Source organism: Runella sp. MFBS21 (genome assembly GCF_029433105.1).
Classification (GTDB): domain Bacteria; phylum Bacteroidota; class Bacteroidia; order Cytophagales; family Spirosomataceae; genus Runella.
Map to the genome: position 1 here is coordinate 489547 of NZ_JARNTW010000004.1, position 18065 is coordinate 507611.

16 protein-coding genes are annotated in these 18065 nt (G+C 42.1%); 12 read left to right on the plus strand and 4 right to left on the minus strand.

Translation table 11 applies throughout. The annotated features are described in order from the left end of the window. Window positions 1–15: 15 nt before the first annotated feature. The 8 genes from P1X15_RS12350 (at window position 16) to P1X15_RS12385 (ending at window position 8568) form a co-directional block, all read left to right on the plus strand. Entirely contained in the window at window positions 16–570 is a 555-nt protein-coding gene (locus P1X15_RS12350) for a carboxymuconolactone decarboxylase family protein (RefSeq protein WP_277338430.1), read from the plus strand. Window positions 571–609: 39 nt separating this feature from the next. Beyond that, window positions 610–1674, plus strand: coding sequence for a cobalamin-independent methionine synthase II family protein (locus tag P1X15_RS12355; RefSeq protein ID WP_277338431.1), 1065 nt, complete (start codon window positions 610–612; stop codon window positions 1672–1674). A gap of 31 nt (window positions 1675–1705) precedes the next feature. After that, the gene (locus tag P1X15_RS12360; protein WP_277338432.1) at window positions 1706–2269 is read left to right on the plus strand and encodes a carboxymuconolactone decarboxylase family protein; all 564 of its coding nucleotides are present in this window, start codon (window positions 1706–1708) and stop codon (window positions 2267–2269) included. An 83-nt stretch (window positions 2270–2352) separates the two neighbouring features. Then, the gene (locus P1X15_RS12365) at window positions 2353–3516 is read left to right on the plus strand and encodes a DUF3179 domain-containing (seleno)protein (RefSeq protein ID WP_277338433.1); all 1164 of its coding nucleotides are present in this window, start codon (window positions 2353–2355) and stop codon (window positions 3514–3516) included. Window positions 3517–3582: 66 nt separating this feature from the next. Then, a complete protein-coding gene (locus P1X15_RS12370) occupies window positions 3583–5766 on the plus strand; it encodes a TonB-dependent receptor domain-containing protein (RefSeq protein WP_277338434.1) in 2184 nt (727 codons plus the stop codon). Between the two features lie 118 nt (window positions 5767–5884). Further along, window positions 5885–7243: a vanadium-dependent haloperoxidase gene (locus tag P1X15_RS12375; protein ID WP_277338435.1), complete on the plus strand. Its 1359-nt coding sequence runs from the start codon at window positions 5885–5887 to the stop codon at window positions 7241–7243. 46 nt (window positions 7244–7289) lie between these two features. Next, a complete protein-coding gene (locus P1X15_RS12380) occupies window positions 7290–7670 on the plus strand; it encodes a hypothetical protein (protein WP_277338436.1) in 381 nt (126 codons plus the stop codon). 277 nt (window positions 7671–7947) lie between these two features. Continuing rightward, window positions 7948–8568 carry a hypothetical protein gene (locus tag P1X15_RS12385; protein ID WP_277338437.1) on the plus strand — a complete coding sequence of 207 codons (621 nt, stop codon included), beginning with the start codon at window positions 7948–7950 and terminating at the stop codon, window positions 8566–8568. A gap of 153 nt (window positions 8569–8721) precedes the next feature. Here P1X15_RS12385 and P1X15_RS12390 read toward each other — a convergent pair whose 3' ends face one another. Beyond that, window positions 8722–10434: a GMC oxidoreductase gene (locus tag P1X15_RS12390; RefSeq protein WP_277338438.1), complete on the minus strand. Its 1713-nt coding sequence runs from the start codon at window positions 10432–10434 to the stop codon at window positions 8722–8724. A gap of 204 nt (window positions 10435–10638) precedes the next feature. Between P1X15_RS12390 and P1X15_RS12395 the strand changes: the two genes are divergently transcribed. From P1X15_RS12395 to P1X15_RS12405, 3 genes are read left to right on the plus strand one after another with little or no spacing between them, the layout of a single operon-like run. Beyond that, on the plus strand, window positions 10639–11226 hold the full coding sequence (locus tag P1X15_RS12395; RefSeq protein ID WP_277338439.1) for a Uma2 family endonuclease: 588 nt from the start codon (window positions 10639–10641) through the stop codon (window positions 11224–11226). A gap of 38 nt (window positions 11227–11264) precedes the next feature. Continuing rightward, entirely contained in the window at window positions 11265–11951 is a 687-nt protein-coding gene (locus tag P1X15_RS12400) for a DUF1080 domain-containing protein (RefSeq protein WP_277338440.1), read from the plus strand. 21 nt (window positions 11952–11972) lie between these two features. After that, a complete protein-coding gene (locus tag P1X15_RS12405; protein WP_277338441.1) occupies window positions 11973–12605 on the plus strand; it encodes a hypothetical protein in 633 nt (210 codons plus the stop codon). Window positions 12606–13094: 489 nt separating this feature from the next. Here P1X15_RS12405 and P1X15_RS12410 read toward each other — a convergent pair whose 3' ends face one another. The 3 genes from P1X15_RS12410 to P1X15_RS12420 all read right to left on the minus strand — a co-directional run bounded on the left by P1X15_RS12410 (window position 13095) and on the right by P1X15_RS12420 (window position 16470). Next, window positions 13095–14813, minus strand: a complete 1719-nt coding sequence (locus P1X15_RS12410) for a GMC oxidoreductase (protein ID WP_277338442.1) — start codon at window positions 14811–14813, stop codon at window positions 13095–13097. Between the two features lie 6 nt (window positions 14814–14819). Next, window positions 14820–15338 carry a gluconate 2-dehydrogenase subunit 3 family protein gene (locus tag P1X15_RS12415; protein ID WP_277338443.1) on the minus strand — a complete coding sequence of 173 codons (519 nt, stop codon included), beginning with the start codon at window positions 15336–15338 and terminating at the stop codon, window positions 14820–14822. 97 nt (window positions 15339–15435) lie between these two features. Next, on the minus strand, window positions 15436–16470 hold the full coding sequence (locus tag P1X15_RS12420; RefSeq protein WP_277338444.1) for a LacI family DNA-binding transcriptional regulator: 1035 nt from the start codon (window positions 16468–16470) through the stop codon (window positions 15436–15438). Between the two features lie 370 nt (window positions 16471–16840). Between P1X15_RS12420 and P1X15_RS12425 the strand changes: the two genes are divergently transcribed. Then, entirely contained in the window at window positions 16841–18007 is a 1167-nt protein-coding gene (locus tag P1X15_RS12425; protein ID WP_277338445.1) for a glycoside hydrolase family 88 protein, read from the plus strand. Window positions 18008–18065: the final 58 nt, after the last annotated feature.

An 18065-nucleotide genomic window follows, 5' to 3' on the forward strand; every position in this document is an offset into this window, starting at 1 on the left:
AAATTTTGTAAAAATATGCCACATATTACACTTCCTGAAGGTTTTCCGGGTATTAGAAGTTTAGCAGCTTATCGCCCTGATACGGGGGCGGCACTGTATGCTTTAGCAGAGGCTCTTTTGCGTGGTACCGAATCATCGTTTAGTCAAGCGGAAGCAGAATTGATTGCGGCTTTTATTTCTGCTCAAAACGAATGTACTTTTTGTACTTGTAGTCATGCCGCAGCAGCGAGGTATTTGTTTAATCAAGATAAATCAATTGTAGATGCGGTGATTGAAAATTATGAAACAGCTCCGATTTCGGAAAAAATGAAGGCGCTTTTGGGCATTGCCAAGTGTGTGCAGCAAGATGCCCGTACCGTAACGGACGAATTGGTGGCCAATGCACGCTTATTAGGTGCCACCGACCGCCAAATTCATGATACAGTCTTGATTGCCGCCACTTTTTGTATGTTCAATCGCTACGTGGATGGCTTGGCCACGGTTACACCTCTAGGACTTGAAGCCTATGAACCAATGGGCGAACGGATGGCTACGTTGGGGTATATTCCTCCCAAACCAATGGGTCAATAGTTGCTGAAAACTAATATTTAATTCAAAACCAATCAAATAATGAATATAATCGTCACAGAACCTATTGGGAGTATTCCTCGGCCTGCTTATTTACAGCAAGCCATGGCGGCTTTTGGAAAAGGTGAAATAGAAGGCAATGAGTTGACAAGACTCTTTGAGAAAGCTACTCAAGAAACCATCAAAGAATTGGAAGCAACAGGCTCACCAGTGATTTCTGATGGTGAACAGTCAAAACCCAGTTTTGCTACTTATCCTATTCATGGTTCTCAACAACTAGCGCCTGAAGGCGTAATCATCCCATTTGCGGATGGGCATACACGTCAGTTACCTAAGCTGGTTTCAGGACCTTTTCATTATCAAACTTACGCAGAGAGTTATCTGAAAACAGCCCAAAAATATACGAGTTTGCCCGTCAAACAAGCTGTTATTTCGGCTTCTGCTATGAGTTTGTTGTATCCTCAAGAAGGAATTGAGGGGTATTCGCAAGAGCAATTTATCAATGATTTGCTGGCAGAAGCAGAAGCAGATATCCGTCGTTGCCTCAACCAAGGAGCGTACAATGTCCAAATTGATTTTACAGAAGCACGGTTGGCGCTGAAACTTGATCCAAGTAAACAGCTATTACGAATGTTTATTGACCTAAACAACAAAGTACTGGAGCGGTTTACGGCAGCGGAGCGCAGTCGGATAGGTATCCATACGTGTCCGGGAGGAGATCATGATTCGACCCATAGTGCAGATATTCCTTATACTGATTTACTTCCGCTTTTCTTTCAATTGAATGTTGGTAATTTTTACTTGGAATACGCGGCAGAACAAGATAAAAAATCAGTTCTAACATCTATTCGTGACAATATACAGCCTAATCAACGAGTATTTCTGGGTGTCACCAATGTCCTAGATCCACGTGTTGAGACCCCCGAAGAAGTCAGTGAGTTGTTGCTGGAAGCTGCGGATTATATTTCGGTGGGTCAGTTGGGTTCTACTGATGATTGTGGATTTTCTCCTTTTGCGGATGATGTTTCGACCGCTCGTGAGATTGCTTTTGCCAAAATCCGAGCACGGGTCGAGGGGACGAAGCTAGCTGAGAAAAAAATTAATTAAGGTTTTTATTTTAGTTAAACGAGCTAATCAAATGCCACATATATCATTGCCCGAAGGGATGCCCGGCATACTAGGCCCTATGAATTTTAGTCCTCAAACTGCCGATCCCATGAATGCCTTGGCCAATGCGCTATTGCAAACCGACGACGGATTGAGCAGGGGAGAAAGAGAGCTAATCGCGACCTATGTTTCATCTGAAAATGACTGTTTTTTTTGCCAGACCATTCATGGGGCCGTGGCTAGTCATTATTTGGGAGATACAGATTGGTCTTTTGTGAAGGCGGTCAAATGTGATTTTGAGCAAACTACACTCTCTGATAAGATGAAGGCTTTGCTTTCAATTGCTGGGAGTGTCCAACAAGGAGGAAAAAATGTAACTACTGAACAAGTAGAGGCAGCGAAAAAACAGGGTGCTACCGACAAAGACATTCATGATACGGTCTTGATTGCGGCAGCATTTTGTATGTTTAATCGCTACGTGGATGGTCTAGCGACTATTGCTCCTACAGAAGAAAATGTGTACCGATTGCGCGCATTGCGGATTGCCGACAATGGATATTCGGCATCCGCACCCTACGTGCCTGTTACATCATAGGTTGAATGAATGGACAAAACCCCCAGCATATTGCTGGGGGTTTTCTAAAAATGATTTTAAATGTGCCTAAAAAACGATGAATTATGAGAGTAATTTTTTATATCGGTATTATAGGTTTGGTGCTGTTTGAAATAGCCAATGTTTATTTCATCATGCCCATGCCTGGTAGTCAACGTATAAATAGCATCGACATTGCTTATTTTTTGCACACTTGGCGTTGGGCTTTTCGGGCTATTTTTGGGATTATGATTTTGGCGGGGGCTTTGTCTTTGTTTCAGACTAAATCATCAAAAATCGCCAAATGGATAGCAGGTAGTGTGGTGGTAGGGGCTTTGGTATTGGCCTATGTGGCTAATTTCGTCATGGCTGCCGACTCCATGTTTTATCAACCTTCCACTTTAATTTTAAAGAATGCTGCCGAAAACAAAGTTGACCCAAAAAGATTGGTAATTGGTGTTGAAATCAATGGACAAGCACGGGCTTATCCGATTCAATACATTGGCTACCATCATCAAGTTAGGGATACTTTGGGGGGGAAGCCTATCATTGTGACTTACTGTACCGTCTGCCGTACAGGGAGGGTTTTTGAACCAATCGTCAATGGAAAAGTAGAACAGTTTCGATTGGTAGGAATGGATCATTTCAATGCTATGTTTGAAGATAATACTACAGGTAGCTGGTGGAGACAAGCCAATGGTGAGGCAATCGCTGGTAAACTTAAAGGTCAGACTTTACCCGAGTTAGATGTAGTTCAAGTGGCTCTTGCACAGTGGTTTACTTATCATCCTCGAAGTTTAGTGATGCAGCCTGATACAAAATTTCAGGAAAAGTATGATTCGATGAGTACTTACGAATCAGGTAAAAAGAAATCGGCTCTTACTCGTCGCGATACTGCCTCATGGAAAGAAAAATCTTGGATAGTAGGGATAGAAGTAAGCAGTGGCACCAAAGCCTATGACTGGAATGATTTGCAACAAGCCAAAGTAATCAACGACATGATTGGCTATTTGCCTATTACGCTCATTTTGGCTTCCGACAAGCAGAGTTTTGTAGCCTTACGCCGTGCTACACCTGGACAAAAACTTGTCCTTCAAAATGATACTCTCATTGATGGAGGAGGAATTAAATATAGCCTCCTTGGAGAATCTCTCCAACCGATGCACCCCGACTTATTAAGGGTGAACGCATATCAGGAATATTGGCACAGTTGGCGTACTTTTCACCCTGATACGCAGCAGTATAAATAATTTTGGCACGATAATTGTTAAACAATAAGTAATCTCCTGTTTTGCAGCAGGATAAGTATCTAACTCATGAAAAGAATCTACACTCTTATTGGGATGTTAATAGCATTCCATGGTACAAATGCTCAAACCGTGAAAAGTGATTCGGCACGTGTTCTCAAGGAAGTTGAAATCATTGGTGCTCGTCAACGAATTCAAATCGAACGCTTGCCAGATGTTCAGGGTACGTACCTCAACGCAGGTAAGAAAAACGAAGTGATACAATTTGGAGGTATTAATGCAAATATTGCTGAACGTACTCCCCGACAAATGTTTGCAAAAATACCCGGAGTATTTGTATATGATATGGATGGCTCAGGCAACCAAATCAATTTCTCTACGCGTGGCCTTGATCCGCACCGTAGTTGGGAATTTAATATGCGTTATAACGGAGTCATTGGAAATACCGATATGTATGGCTATCCCGCAAGTCACTACAATCCTCCCGCAGAGTCGTTTGAACGGGTAGAAATTGTACGTGGCACTGGCTCATTGCAGTACGGTGCTCAGTTTGGAGGAATGATTAATTATGTATCCAAGCAGGCCGATACTACCAAAAGATTTGGGTTTGAAAGTATTAATTCGGCGGGGTCATTTGGCCTATTTAGCTCTTATAATGCTATAGGTGGAAAAGTCGGAAAATTGACTTATTACGCTTATTATCATCGTCGAAACTCCAACGGGTATCGTAAAGATAGTCGGTCAGAAGCTCAGGCGCAGTTGGTGAGGTTGCAGTATGATTTTTCGTCGAAGCTTTCGCTTAAAGCAGAAGTAGGGCATACCGATTACGTATATCAAATTCCGGGTCCTCTCACCGATAGTATGTTTGCCGCCAATCCTCAGATGTCCACACGGTCGCGAAATTATTATCAGCCCGATATTTATTTGCCTTCGCTGACGCTTGATTGGCAGCTTAGCCCTCGTACACGTTTGTTGTGGACAAATTCTATGGTGTTAGGTTTCCGAAACAGTGTCATGATTGATGCCTTTGCAACAGTAAAAGACGCTATCGACCCTGCTACTGGTGATTATAAAAATCGTCAGGTAGATATTGATAAGTTCAATAGTTTCACTTCGGAGTTGCGGTTATCGCATCAATATCAGTTGGGAGCTATGAGTAGTACGGTGGTGGGAGGCATACAAATCATGAGCAACGACCTCAATCGCCGGCAAATAGGCAAAGGAACCACAGGGAGTGATTATGATTTGACCCTTGTCGTGCCTAATGATTGGGGTCGTGATATGCACTTCCGCACCAAAAACGTAGCTATTTTTGTTGAAAACTTGCTCTATATCACACCAAAATGGTCAATTTCACCGGGATTTCGGGTGGAAAGCGGTCAAACCGACTTCTCAGGATACATACGCTATCTAAAGCCTGAAGTGGTTCCTAATAGCATTCCGCACCGATTCCCGTTGTTTGGGATGAGTACTCAGTATCAATTAAATCCCCAAAATCGGATTTATGGCGGATTTTCACAGGCTTATCGTCCCGTGATTTTGAAAGATATTGTGCCGGCGTCAGTCTTGGAGCGTGCCGACAAAAACCTCAAAGACGCCAATGGGTATAATGCTGAAATTGGGTTAAGTGGGCGCATGGGGCGTTTGCATTATGATATAAGTGCGTTTTTGCTCCAATACAACAACCGACTCGGTAGCCTCATCCTAAATGACCCTGACGGGACGTCTTATATTTTCCGTACCAATATTGGCGATAGCCGTACCAAAGGCCTGGAAATGTATATTGAATATGAGTTTATTCATAATAACAAAACCCGCTTGTCTGCCTTTACTTCTACGGCGTTGATGGATGCCCGGTATATAAATGGAAAAATAAGTAATGGTAAAGAAAATCAGGATGTGAGTGGTAATTCGGTAGAATCTGTACCAAGATGGACGAGTCGTAACGGGATTGAATTCAACCATCGTTGGCTAAGTAGTACTTTGCTTGTGAGTTATGTGGATAAGACATTTGCAGATGCTTTCAACACTGTTCAGCCTACTGCCAATGGGGCTAGGGGCGTGGTACCGAGCTATACATTAGTAGACCTTAACACTACTTTTTATCTTACTAGTCGATATACCTTACGATTGGGAATCAATAATATGCTCAATAAAAGCTATTTTACAAAACGTCCTACATTCTATCCTGGGCCGGGTATTTGGCCTTCTGATGGGCGCAGTATCGTAGCTACAGTAGGTATCAAGATTTAGAAAGACCTTATTTTGAGTGTGTATTCTATCTTTTAGCTGTGGTATCCGAACAGCAGCATCGCTTTTAATTTGTTTGACAATGAGGCTGTTCGGGTGTTTTTTTTAACTTAGTTCCTTTATGAAAAATTTGCTATTTACTGTGCTGAGCGTTGTCATCATTATGGGTAGTTGTACCAATGGTGACGTAGTAACGCCCCAAAAAGCCAATCATGTTTCAGAATATTCGGCAGACTTCTTGCGTGAATGGTTTAAACTTGAATGCCGCGTGGTGAAAGAAACAGCGGGATTTTTGCCTCCTCAAGCTTCACGTGCTTTTGGATATGTAGGTATTACAGCCTACGAAGCTGTTTATAGTGGTATTCCAGATGCCAAACCTTTGGCTGGTCAAATCAATCGATTACTTAGAGCTGACATGCCTACTCCTCTAACGCTCAATGTGCGCTATCACTGGGGAATAGTAGTCAATGCCGCAGTAGCTGATATGATGCGCTATATGTTTGACAAAAACCTGAGCCCTGCCAATTTAGAAAAAATCGATGCCTTGGAAGCGCAGTATTACAATGAATTTAAGGGAACGACTTCACAAATCCTTGCTGATGAATCAGTAAAGCATGGTAAAGCAGTAGCCGCCGCTATTTATGAATATTCCAAATCAGACGGTGGACATGATTCTTACCTCAATCCTTTTTCAAGACCTTTTACGCCCGTTACGGGAATTGATAAGTGGATTCCTACGGATGCCAAAAACGCGACTCCGCTAAGTCCTTATTGGTACAAATGCCGTCCTATCATCGCCTCCAATATGCAATATGCCACTCCTGCAAAACCTATCTCTTTTTCGACAGATAAGCAATCGGCTTTTTATAAGGAAGCGATAGACGTCTACAACCAAGTCAAAAGCAATACCAAAGACCAAATAGAAATTGCTAAGTTTTGGGCTGATGACCCTTTTGCTACTTGTACACCTACAGGGCATACTTTCAATATCATGACGCAGCTTTTGGAAGAAACCAACGCCACTCTTGAAAAAGCAGTGGTAGGTTATGCCATGCTTGGCATCGGTGAAATTGACGCCTTTATTGCTTGTTGGAAAGCCAAATATGACTATTCATTGATTCGTCCGGTGTCTTATATTCAAAAATACATCGACCCTAACTTCAATACTGTTATTGGTACACCCGCTTTTCCCGCTTATACTTCTGGACATGCAACGGAGATTGGGGTGGGAGAAAAAATCTTCATCAAACTTTTTACGAATGGGGATGGAAATTATACGATTACAGATCGTTCGCAGATCCAACATGGTTTTCCACCGCGCTCATATCGTAATTTTAGTGAAATGGCTCTCGAATGCGCCAACTCTCGTCTGTATGGTGGAATTCATTATCAGATGGACAACCAAAAAGGTCTTGAAATGGGACGCGGTATTGGCGAAAATGTATATAAAGCCATTTCGTGGCCTCAAAATATTAAATAGTAACAACGGGGTGTGGCTTCTCACCCCCCCAAATTTATCTGTTGTCATGAAAAAAAATCTAATTATTGGAGTCATAATTCTCCTGATGGGCTGTCAAGAAAATGCCAAACAACAGCTCGAAAAAGATGCAAAACTCATGGCTACGCTCGAATGTGAAGCGCGGCAATTGAAAGAATATCGCTTCAAAGTAGCCAATGATATTCGGTTTATGGAAGATTCGCTCATGAAAACCGGAAAGGCGCTTACGGCGACTCAATCCAAAGAAATTGATTCCATACGAAATGAGCTAACCCTGCGAACGGGGGGCTTGGCCGATAAAATCACCAAAACGATGGATAGCTTATTTACGCTCCAATACAAAACCACCGAACAGCGACACGAGTTTGACGTAGCAACCGAAAAAATACTTCAAGAAGTTTGCGAATAGGGAGGAGAAATCCTCCCTATTTTTTTGTCATGATTTATCCTTTTTTAGTAAACAAAATAACACTGGGGTAGTATATCTTCCATAAGATAATCAACAAATTAGTCTCTGTGATACTCAGTGTAAAACTCCGAGCAACTCTGTGTCTAAAAATTTTTGGATTACCTTATTTTCTCTTAAAAAAGAAGCAGGATGTTGGACAGATTCGTTTACTTCAACAATTTTGCTTCATCACTGACGTTAATATCCTGTTTTTAAAAGCTGTTATTAAGATTTAATCATGAGAAAAATCAACTTATTGTTAGTGCTTTTGACCGTTGCGATGGTGTTTAATCGCTGCGCTGTTACCAAACAAATCTCTGAAGTAAAGACCCTAGGCGATTGTAAATATTCGATAGCTTCCGCCGAAAATATCACCGTGGCGGGGATTGATATTCGTCAATTCCAAAACCTCCAAGATTTTGATTTGTCGCGTTCGCCGCAGCTTGCTTTGGCATTGCTAAGCAAAGAAGTGCCTCTTAGACTTCGCCTCAATCTTGACGTAACCAACCCTACCAAACAACTTGCGGGTATTACGCAATTTGAGTATAAAGTTTTACTGTCTGAAAATGAGATTTTTACGGGTTTTTGGGATCAGCGCATCGAGGTACAACCCAATGGCGGCACTACACGCGTACCAATGCAGCTTTCGACCAATGCCTACCGCCTCATCACGGATGCCAAAACTCGGGATTCGTTTGTGAATATGGTAGAAAACTTGTCTGGAAAACAAAATACCCAACCGTCTAAATTGACGATTAAGCTTAAACCTACGCTTGGAATTGGCAACTCTCAAATCAATTATCCCGGCTATATTACTATCGAAAAAGAAGTAACCGCCAAAATGATTTCGGGCGAATAAGCCAAGGTCTACTAAGTTTTCAAAACTTGGTAGACCTTTAGCAGTTACTTTGGCACCTAAATATTTTCTTTACCAAATTCTCTTACGAGCGGGTATAACGCTGGCAACGTTCAAAACGTTGCCAGCGTTAAGATTACGTCGCCAGCGTTGGGGTTACAAATTCTTAGCTTTCAGTTGCTTCACGGCATAGTCAGCAGCACGTGCAGTGAGTGCCATGTAAGTAAGAGAGGGGTTTTGGGTAGCGGTCGAAGTCATGCTGCTCCCATCAGACACAAATACGTTTTTGCAGGCGTGCATTTGGTTCCATTTGTTGAGCATCGAAGTTTTTGGGTCTTTTCCCATTCTTACGCCGCCCATTTCGTGGTTTTCGTTGCCCGGAACACGTTTCGTATCAGAAGTTTTAATATTTCTAAAACCTGCTTTCGCAAACATCTCCGAAAACTGCTCATAAAAATCTTGCACCATTTTCATGTCGTTGTCGTCAAAATCTACCGACATCCGCAGCTGAGGGATTCCCCAGTCATCTTTCAACTGAGGGTCGAGACGTACAAAATTGCTTTCCTTCGTGAGTACTTCACCCATCATTTGCGCGCCCATTGTCCAGCCTTCAGTAGAGGGTTTAAAGAGCTGTTCTTTGAGGTCGGCTCCTAGGTAGTTGTCGGTAGGAGTACCTATTTTGGAAGAGCCAATCGAAGCTGCGTAGCCGCGCAAAAAGTCTGTTTCTTGTTTTCCTAAATTTCTAAAACGTGGCAAATAGCTTCCTGTGGGTCTTTTTCCCTCGGCCATTGTATCATGAAAACCATCATATTCTGCTGATACTCTTCCTCGATAATTGTGAAAACCAATAAATTTACCAAGCACCCCACTGTCGTTGCCAAAGCCGTTGGGGAATCGGTTAGAGGTAGAGTTTAGCAAAATCAAGTTGGTATTGAGCGCAGAGGCATTCAAGAAAATGATTTTGGCATAATATTCTGTCATTTCTTTGGTATGTGCATCAATGACACGTACGCCTGTAGCGCGTTTCTTTTGCTCATCATAGATCACCGAATGCACCACCGAGTGAGGCTTTAAGGTCATTTTGCCCGTTTTGGCGGCCCACGGAATCGTCGAAGAATTACTGCTAAAATAACCACCATAAGGGCAACCTCTTTCACAAAGCACCCGATTCTGACACTGCGAGCGGCCTTGTTGATGATGAATTTGCTGTGCTTGGGTGAGATTGGCGGTGCGACCGATGATAATTTGGCGGTCGTTGTAGTTTTTAGCTACTTGCTGACTAAAATGCTTTTCAACACAACTCATCTCGTGAGGGGGCAAAAACTCACCATCGGGCAAGTGTGGGAGACCATCTTTGTTGCCCGCTATTCCCACAAATTTTTCTACATAACTGTACCAAGGTGCTAGGTCGGCATATCGAATAGGCCAATCTACCGCAAAACCATCGCGGGCAGGGCCTTCAAAATCATAATCGGACCAGCGTTGCGCCTGACGCGCCCACAGCAGCGAACGGCCCCCTACTTGGTAGCCTCTCATCCACGAAAAAGGCTTGTCTTGTATAAAAGGGTGTTCGTAATCTTTGACCACAAAATGAATGGTCTCTTCTTTAAAAATGTAATGCCCACTCGAAGCAGGACTTTTTTGTTTGAGCTCTAAAGGTACTTGACCCAAATGCGGAAATTCCCAGGGGTTTTTCATAGCAGTTGGGTAATCTATGACGTGTTTTACATCGCGCCCACGTTCGAGTACCAAAGTACGCAATCCTTTTTGGGTCAGTTCTTTGGTGGCCCAGCCTCCACTAATACCCGTACCTACCACTATTGCATCGAATGTCCGTTCGTTGATTGAATCAATATTAAAGTACGCCATGAATAAATTTCTGAATTGTCGATGTATGGATTTTTCTTACTTTTAAAAACAACAGCCCTAAGTGAATTACTTGCCATTAGGCAAAATTATTCGTTCGACACAAATCTGTGTTATCTTTGTTTTTATATCAAATATAAAACACAAGGCGATATTCTTTGGCGAAGGTTAGGAAGTATTTGTGCCATTAAAACCTCAAATTTAAGCATGATTACCAAATTTGAAGATTTAGATTTGACCAAACAATATAGCTATGCCGATTATTTGACGTGGCAGTTTCAAGAGCGTTTAGAGCTTATCAAAGGTCATATTTACAAAATGACACCTGCCCCAGCTCGTCGGCATCAGCAGATTGTTTGGAATATAACTGGACTTTTTTGGGAAAAATTCAAAAAAGGACCTTGTAAAGTATATCAAGCTCCCTTCGATGTGAGGTTGCCTAAAAAAGGGCAAGTGTCAGATAAACAAACTTTTACGGTGGTTCAGCCTGACTTGTGCGTGATTTGTGATCTCAACAAACTCGATGACCGTGGCTGTGTGGGGGCACCTGACTTGGTAGTTGAAATCTTATCGCCAGGCAATACTAAAAAAGAAATGAAACAGAAGTTTGATGTATATCAAGAAGCAGGGGTAAAGGAATATTGGCTTGTCCAGCCCGACGACCGTAATGTATTTCAGTACGTACTCAATGAAGACGGTATTTATATTGGTCTTCACCCACTTACCGACGAAGATATCCTTGTTTCGCGTGCTTTTCCTGATTTCGAAATAGAATTAGCCCAGCTTTTTGATTAACCCCTAATTATTCCTAAACCTTAAAAAAACAAGTTGATATGACCACAAAATTTCTATTCTTTCTGTGCTTTATTCTTTGTTGTAGCGTAGTGTATGCACAAGAAACTAGCCTTTTCAATGGGAAAGACCTTACAGGATGGCACATCGACGTACCTGCGAGGGACAAAGACCCCAAACTCCGAAATCCTTTTATTGTCAGAAACGGGATGCTTGTAAGCCTGGGTGAACCGCAAGGGCATTTGATTACGGATAAAATATACCAAAACTACCGAGTCGAAGTGCAGTATCGTTTTGCAGCTGCGCCGGGCAATTGTGGTTTGTTGTTGCATGCTTCTACGCCTCGTTCGTTGTATGAGATGTTTCCAAAATCTATCGAATCACAGATGATGCACCAAAATGCGGGTGATTTTTGGTGTATCGTAGAAAATATCGAAGTGCCTGAAATGGAAAAACGCCGTGGCCCTAAAGAAAATTGGGGAATTACGGAAGGCAAAGAACGTCGAGTAAGAAACCTAACCGACAATTCCGAAAAGCCTTTGGGAGAATGGAATACGATGATTGTAGAATGCCTTAATGACCAAATCAAAGTGTGGGTCAACGGCGATATGGTCAATCATGGGTTCAATTGTACGGCTCAAAAAGGGCAGATTGCCTTACAAGCCGAAGGTGCCGAAGTGGAATTTAGGAAGGTAGTGTTGACACCTATCACCAAAATTTCGGAATAAGCCTCAATAATAAACAATAAAATGCAAGAACAACCAAATCCTTCCGACGCGCACAAATATGGGCTTCAGGAATATTTATCGTTGGGTTATATCTATTTGATTCTATTAGGAATCGTTGGAGATGTGATTTATTACAAATTTTTTGACATCAACATCTTAGACTATGTGACGCTCTCAGACGTATTGATGGCACCAATAAATACCCTTGTCAGTGATTTGCGGATATTGGCTATTGTGGTATTGGCTATTGTAGTAGTATATCTGCTTTATTTTAAGGGATTACCGTGGCTTCATTTCAAAACCAAAGAGAAAGGATGGTATCAAAAGGTGGTCAAAGATGTAGATAAACTAGATGCAAAAATACATGAGCTTAAAAACAGCAACGTTGTTTGGGCGATTGCGTATTTCTTATTTTGTATGTTTGTAGGAGTAAATGTGGGGAGTGGGGGCAAAATTAAAAAACGTATCGACCAAGGAGATTTTAAAGCAAGCCACCAACTTACTTTTAGCGATAATACTGTCAAACAAGTAAAAGTAATAGGGCAAAATACGGTATATCTCTTTTATGTACTCGAAAAGCAAAAAGATGTACACATTTTGCTTATAAGTGGTAATGTAAAGGAAATCAGAGTGTTACCTAAAGAAGTAAAATAAACGCAGGCAACGTTTTGAACGTTGCCTGCGTTAAGATCGGTCTCTTTTATGTACTCGAAACCCAAAAAGATGTACACATTTTGCTTATAAGTGGTAATGTAAAGGAAATCAGAGTGTTACCTAAAGAAGTAAAATAAACGCAGGCAACGTTCAGAACGTTGCCTGCGTTAGGGTATATCTCTTTTATGTACTCGAAAAGCAAAAAGATGTACACATTTTGCTTATAAGTGGTAATGTAAAGGAAATCAGAGTGTTGCCTAAAGAAGTAAAATGAACGCTTAAAATAAACGCAGGCAACGTTCTGAACGTTGCCTGCGTTAAGGTTCATGCATGTATTTATGTCTTTGAAAACCAACAAGATGTACACATTTTGCTTATAAGTGGTAATGTAAATCAGATTGTTACCTAAAGAAGTAAAATAAACGCAGGCAACGTTCAAAACGTTGCCTGCGTTAAGATCCATATGTTCTGAACGTTGCCGGGGTCGGGTTATAAATTCTTAGCTTTCAACTGCTTTACGGCATAGTCAGCTGCGCGAGCAGTGAGAGCCATATAAGTTAGCGACGGGTTTTGAGTGGCGGTCGAAGTCATGCAAGCACCGTCGGTCACAAACACATTTTTGCAGGCGTGAAGTTGGTTCCACTTATTGAGTAAAGACGTTTTAGGGTCTTTTCCCATGCGGCAGCCGCCCATTTCGTGAATGTCGAGGCCGGGTGCTTTGTTGGGTACATCATGGGTTTTGATGTTTGTAAACCCTGCCTTCGTAAACATCTCCGTCAACTGTTCATGATAATCTTTTATCATTTTCTCGTCGTTGTCGTCGTAGCTTACTGAAATTTTCAATTGCGGAATCCCCCAAGGATCTTTCAGATTAGCATCAAGAGCCACGTAGTTCGTTTCTTTGGGAATGGTTTCACCCATCATGTGTGAACCTACGCGCCAGTTGCCGTATTTCTTTTCGGCAAGATTGTTTTTAAGTTCTTCGCCGAAGCCTGAGCGGTCGTTGTAAGTAATACGACTTCCACCAAAACCCGCTGCATATCCGCGAATAAAATCCGTTTCTTGCTTTAATAAATTCCTAAAACGAGGAATGTAGCCACTATTGGGGCGAATGCCTTCGGTGGTGGTGTCCAAAAACCCTTCGTATTCACCTGAGATACTCGTGCGGTAGTTGTGAAAAGCGATGTATTTGCCAAGCAAGCCATTGTCGTTGCCCAATCCATTTTGAAAACGATTGGAAGTTGAGTTCAACAAAATCAAGTTGGTATTTAAAGCCGCCGCATTCACAAAGATGATTTTAGCGTAATATTCGGTTGTTTCTTTAGTTTTGGCATCAATAACCCGCACGCCTGAGGCTTTACCGAGTTTTTCGTCGTAGATAATCGAATGCACTACCGAATCAGGTTTGAGGGTCATTTTGCCCGATTTAGCAGCCCACGGAATCGTGGAGGCATTGCTACTAAAATAGCCTCCATACGGGCATCCTCTCTGACAAAGGGCGCGGTTTTGACATTGAGCTCGACCTTGGTCATAATGAATCTGATTGGGTTTGGTCAAGTGAGCGCACCGCCCGATGATGATAGGGCGACTACCTCCGTAGTGTTTGGCCATTTGTTGGCTAAAATACTTCTCCACGCAGTTCAGCTCGTGAGGCGGCAAAAACTCTCCGTCAGGAAGCTGAGGCAAGCCGTCTTTATTGCCCGAAATACCCGCAAATTTTTCTACGTAACTATACCAAGGCGCGATGTCGTTGTAATTGATAGGCCATTCGACGGCAAAGCCATCGCGGGCGGGACCGTCAAAATCATATTGCGACCACCGCTGGGTTTGGCGCGCCCAAAGGAGCGATTTTCCGCCTACTTGATAGCCGCGTATCCAGTCGAAAGGTTTTTCTTGAACGTAAGGATGCTCGGCATCTTTCACAAAAAAATGCGCAGCATCTTCGTTGAAAGCATAACACCGACTTACCACGGGGTTGGCATCCTTGATGGCTTTGGGGATTTGATTGAGGTGTTCAAACTCCCAAGGGTTTTTGAAAGTAGTCGGATAATCCGTCACATGCTGGACATTGCGCCCTCGCTCTAAAACCAGGGTTTTGAGTCCTTTGCCCGTGAGTTCTTTTGCGGCCCAGCCACCACTAATTCCCGACCCGATAACGATGGCATCAAAAGTACGGTCTTTTACAGAATCTATATTGAAATATGACATTTTGATTTATTTTTTGACAGGCACACAGCCATGATAAAAACCAGGGGCCATGTTGTATTTTTGGATATTTACCATCACATACTCGGAGTTCATGTATCCCTGAATCGTCAAGTTTTTGATGGTATTCACAAACTGTTTGGCAGGAGTGTCAGAGGAAGCCGACAATTGTTTCAGCAGCTCAAGACGCTGCTGCGGGGTACATTCTACAAACCCTTTGTTATAGGCTTTTTGAGCCGCATCGTCGGTAGTTTTGAGACCTTGTTTGAAACTTTGCTGCGCAGCTTCAGCATAGCAATCATTCACCATTCGCATCGCAAATTGATGTACTTTAAGCGATTTTGCGCCAGGGGTGTTGGTTTCGGGAATGAGGGTTTCTACAATTTCGGCCAAGGTATTTTCTTCGTTGAAAGAGAGCATAGAAACAGACCCAATGGATTCGGGAGTCCATCCAGAAGCCCAAGAAGGAAGACTTAACAAGCCTCCCATAGCCATGGTTAGATTTTTAATGGCGGAACGTCGTTGCATAATCATTTATCAGTTGGGTATTCAATTCAGTTTAAATTATTAAAGTCGTAGGGTAGGTTTTTATTACCCATTCAAAATAAAACAAAAAAAAGATAGCTTACGCAAATTTTTTAGAAGAGAGCATCGACGATTCTCGTACCATAAGCTGAGTAGAAAGGGTAATGGTCTCGGGTGTATTGTGTTCGGATTCCAATTGCTTGAGAAGGAGCCTTACTACTTGGGCTCCCATTTCCTGAATGGGCTGATTGACACTTGTCAGCGAGGGTGAAAGATAAATGCAGGTAGGTTCGTTGTTGAAACTTACCACCGCTACATCTTCCGGGATTTTAATCCCTTTTTGTTTAAAAGCATACATCGTCGAAAACGCAATGCGGTCGCTCATTGTCAGGATACCGTCAGGGGGCTGAGGGAGACTCATCATATTGAGTGCTTGCATGATGGTGTTTTCGGGCGTAAAATCGCTATGAAATATATAACGGTCTGTATAAGGTAAATTGTACTTTTGAAGGGCTTCTCTAAAACCATCCAGTCGCTGATTACTAATCAAAAGGCTAGGAGGGCCAGCCAAGCAGCCCAAGCGTTGGCAGCCATTTTCGATAAGATGCTCGGTGGCTTTAAAAGCGGCAAGTTTGTTGTCGACAATTACTTTGGAGGTTTCGAGGCTTTCGTCATAGCGGTCAAATATCACCACCGGAATTTGCTTTCTTAGTAATCGATTGATATGGTCAAAGTGTTGAGTATCACGAGCCAATGAAATAATAAACCCTTCTACTTGACTATTGAGTAAATTTTGGATTTGGGCTACCTCTCGCAAATAAGATTCGTTGGTCTGACACACTACTACGCTATAACCTGCTTGCATAGCAGCCTCTTCGATGCTGTTGAGTACTGACGAAAAAAAGTAGTAACTCAGCGTTGGCAAAATCACGCCAATCGTTTTGGTACGACTCTTAACGAGGCTTTTTGCAAGTTGGTTGGGTTGATAATCTAATTGTTGGGCCAACTGGAGTACCGCTTGGCGAGTTTCGGGGTGGATTTCGGGCATTCCACGCAACGCCCGCGACACGGTAGATGCCGAAATATTGAGCGCTTGGGCAATGTCTTTAATGGTTACAGGTGCGTTTTTGGTCATCGATTTAGGAAATATAACTTTTGCAATATTATATACTAGAAGAACAAGGGAAAATTGAATAAAATGTAATTTTAGCAAAAAAATATATAACAAAAATAGTTTAATTTTTTTTAGGTATGAAAAACATGAAATAAAAAACCGCAAACGTTTGCGGTTACGTTTGCAAACAACCACACGCTATTTTGCGAAAATGTTTTGCGTTTTTTCTTCTTTAAATATCAATTTACTTATACTTTTAAAGTAGAAAAAGAATTTTTATTGGTTTTAGTGATAATGCTCTTGTTTAACTAAATAAATACCTTGAACAAGTAAAAATTGGATTTTTTTGTGATTTTGATTTTCGCTTAATTTAATTAACCCCTCATTTTTGATGAAAAAGATTTATACCCTTTTTTTTAGTATTTGGGCGTTTTCGGCTTGGAGTCAGCCCAAAATCGACGTGAAAAAAGAATTTGAGTTTGCTGCTAAGCAGTATGAAGGAATGCTGGCATCTCACCCCGACATTACAAAGTTTCCCCAATCTACTAATCCTGATGGGTCTCCACGTGATATGAAGTCTAGCTGGTGGTGTAGCGGCTTCTTTGGCGGGTCTCTTTGGTATATTTATGAATACACTAAGCAAGATAAATGGAAGGAAGCGGCTGACAAATGGACCATGGCCGTGGAGAAAGAACAGTACAATACGGGTACTCACGATTTGGGTTTTATGATTTACTGTCCTTTCGGAAATGGTTATCGTCTTACCAAAAACGAAGCTTATAAACCCATCATGCTCACGGGGGCCAAATCATTGGCAACGCGCTTTGATCCCAAAGTAGGGCTTATCAAGTCTTGGAATAGCTTCAAAGGCGGATATAACTATCCGGTGATTATTGATAATATGATGAATTTGGAGTTTTTGTTTTGGGCAGCTCGTGAGTCTGGCAACAAAGAACTTTATAACCTAAGTGTCACTCACGCTGACAATACGCTCAAGAATCATTATCGTGCCGACAACAGTGCTTACCACGTTATATGCTACGGGCCAAACGGCGAAGTGCTTGCCAAAAAGAATCACCAAGGTGCCGAAGACGAATCTCCGTGGGCGCGTGGACAATCTTGGGGATTGTATGGATACACCGTCATGTATCGCGAAACCAAAGATCCTAAGTATCTTGATTTTGCGCGTAAAATTGCGACCTTTTTGCTTAATCATCCCAATCTTCCTGCCGACAAAATCCCCTATTGGGATTATAGCAAGCCCGGTGAAGAACGTGATGCCTCGGCAGGGGCGATTATGGCATCGGCTTTGTTGGAGTTGAGTACCTATGGAGGAAAAGATGCCAAGCTCTATTATGATTCGGCAGTAAAAATGCTCGAAAGCCTTTCAAAACCTCCTTACAAAGCAGAGTTGGGTAAAAACAATCACTTTATATTACAACATAGCGTGGGGCACAAACTCGGCAATTCGGAGATTGATGTGCCACTTGTATATGCAGATTATTATTATTTAGAAGGATTGTTGCGCTATGATGCTTTGCGAAAAAAGAAGAAATAATACCTTAGTAAAAAGTGAAGGTCTATTTTCAACTCTTTCTTATTTGATATTTTCTGTC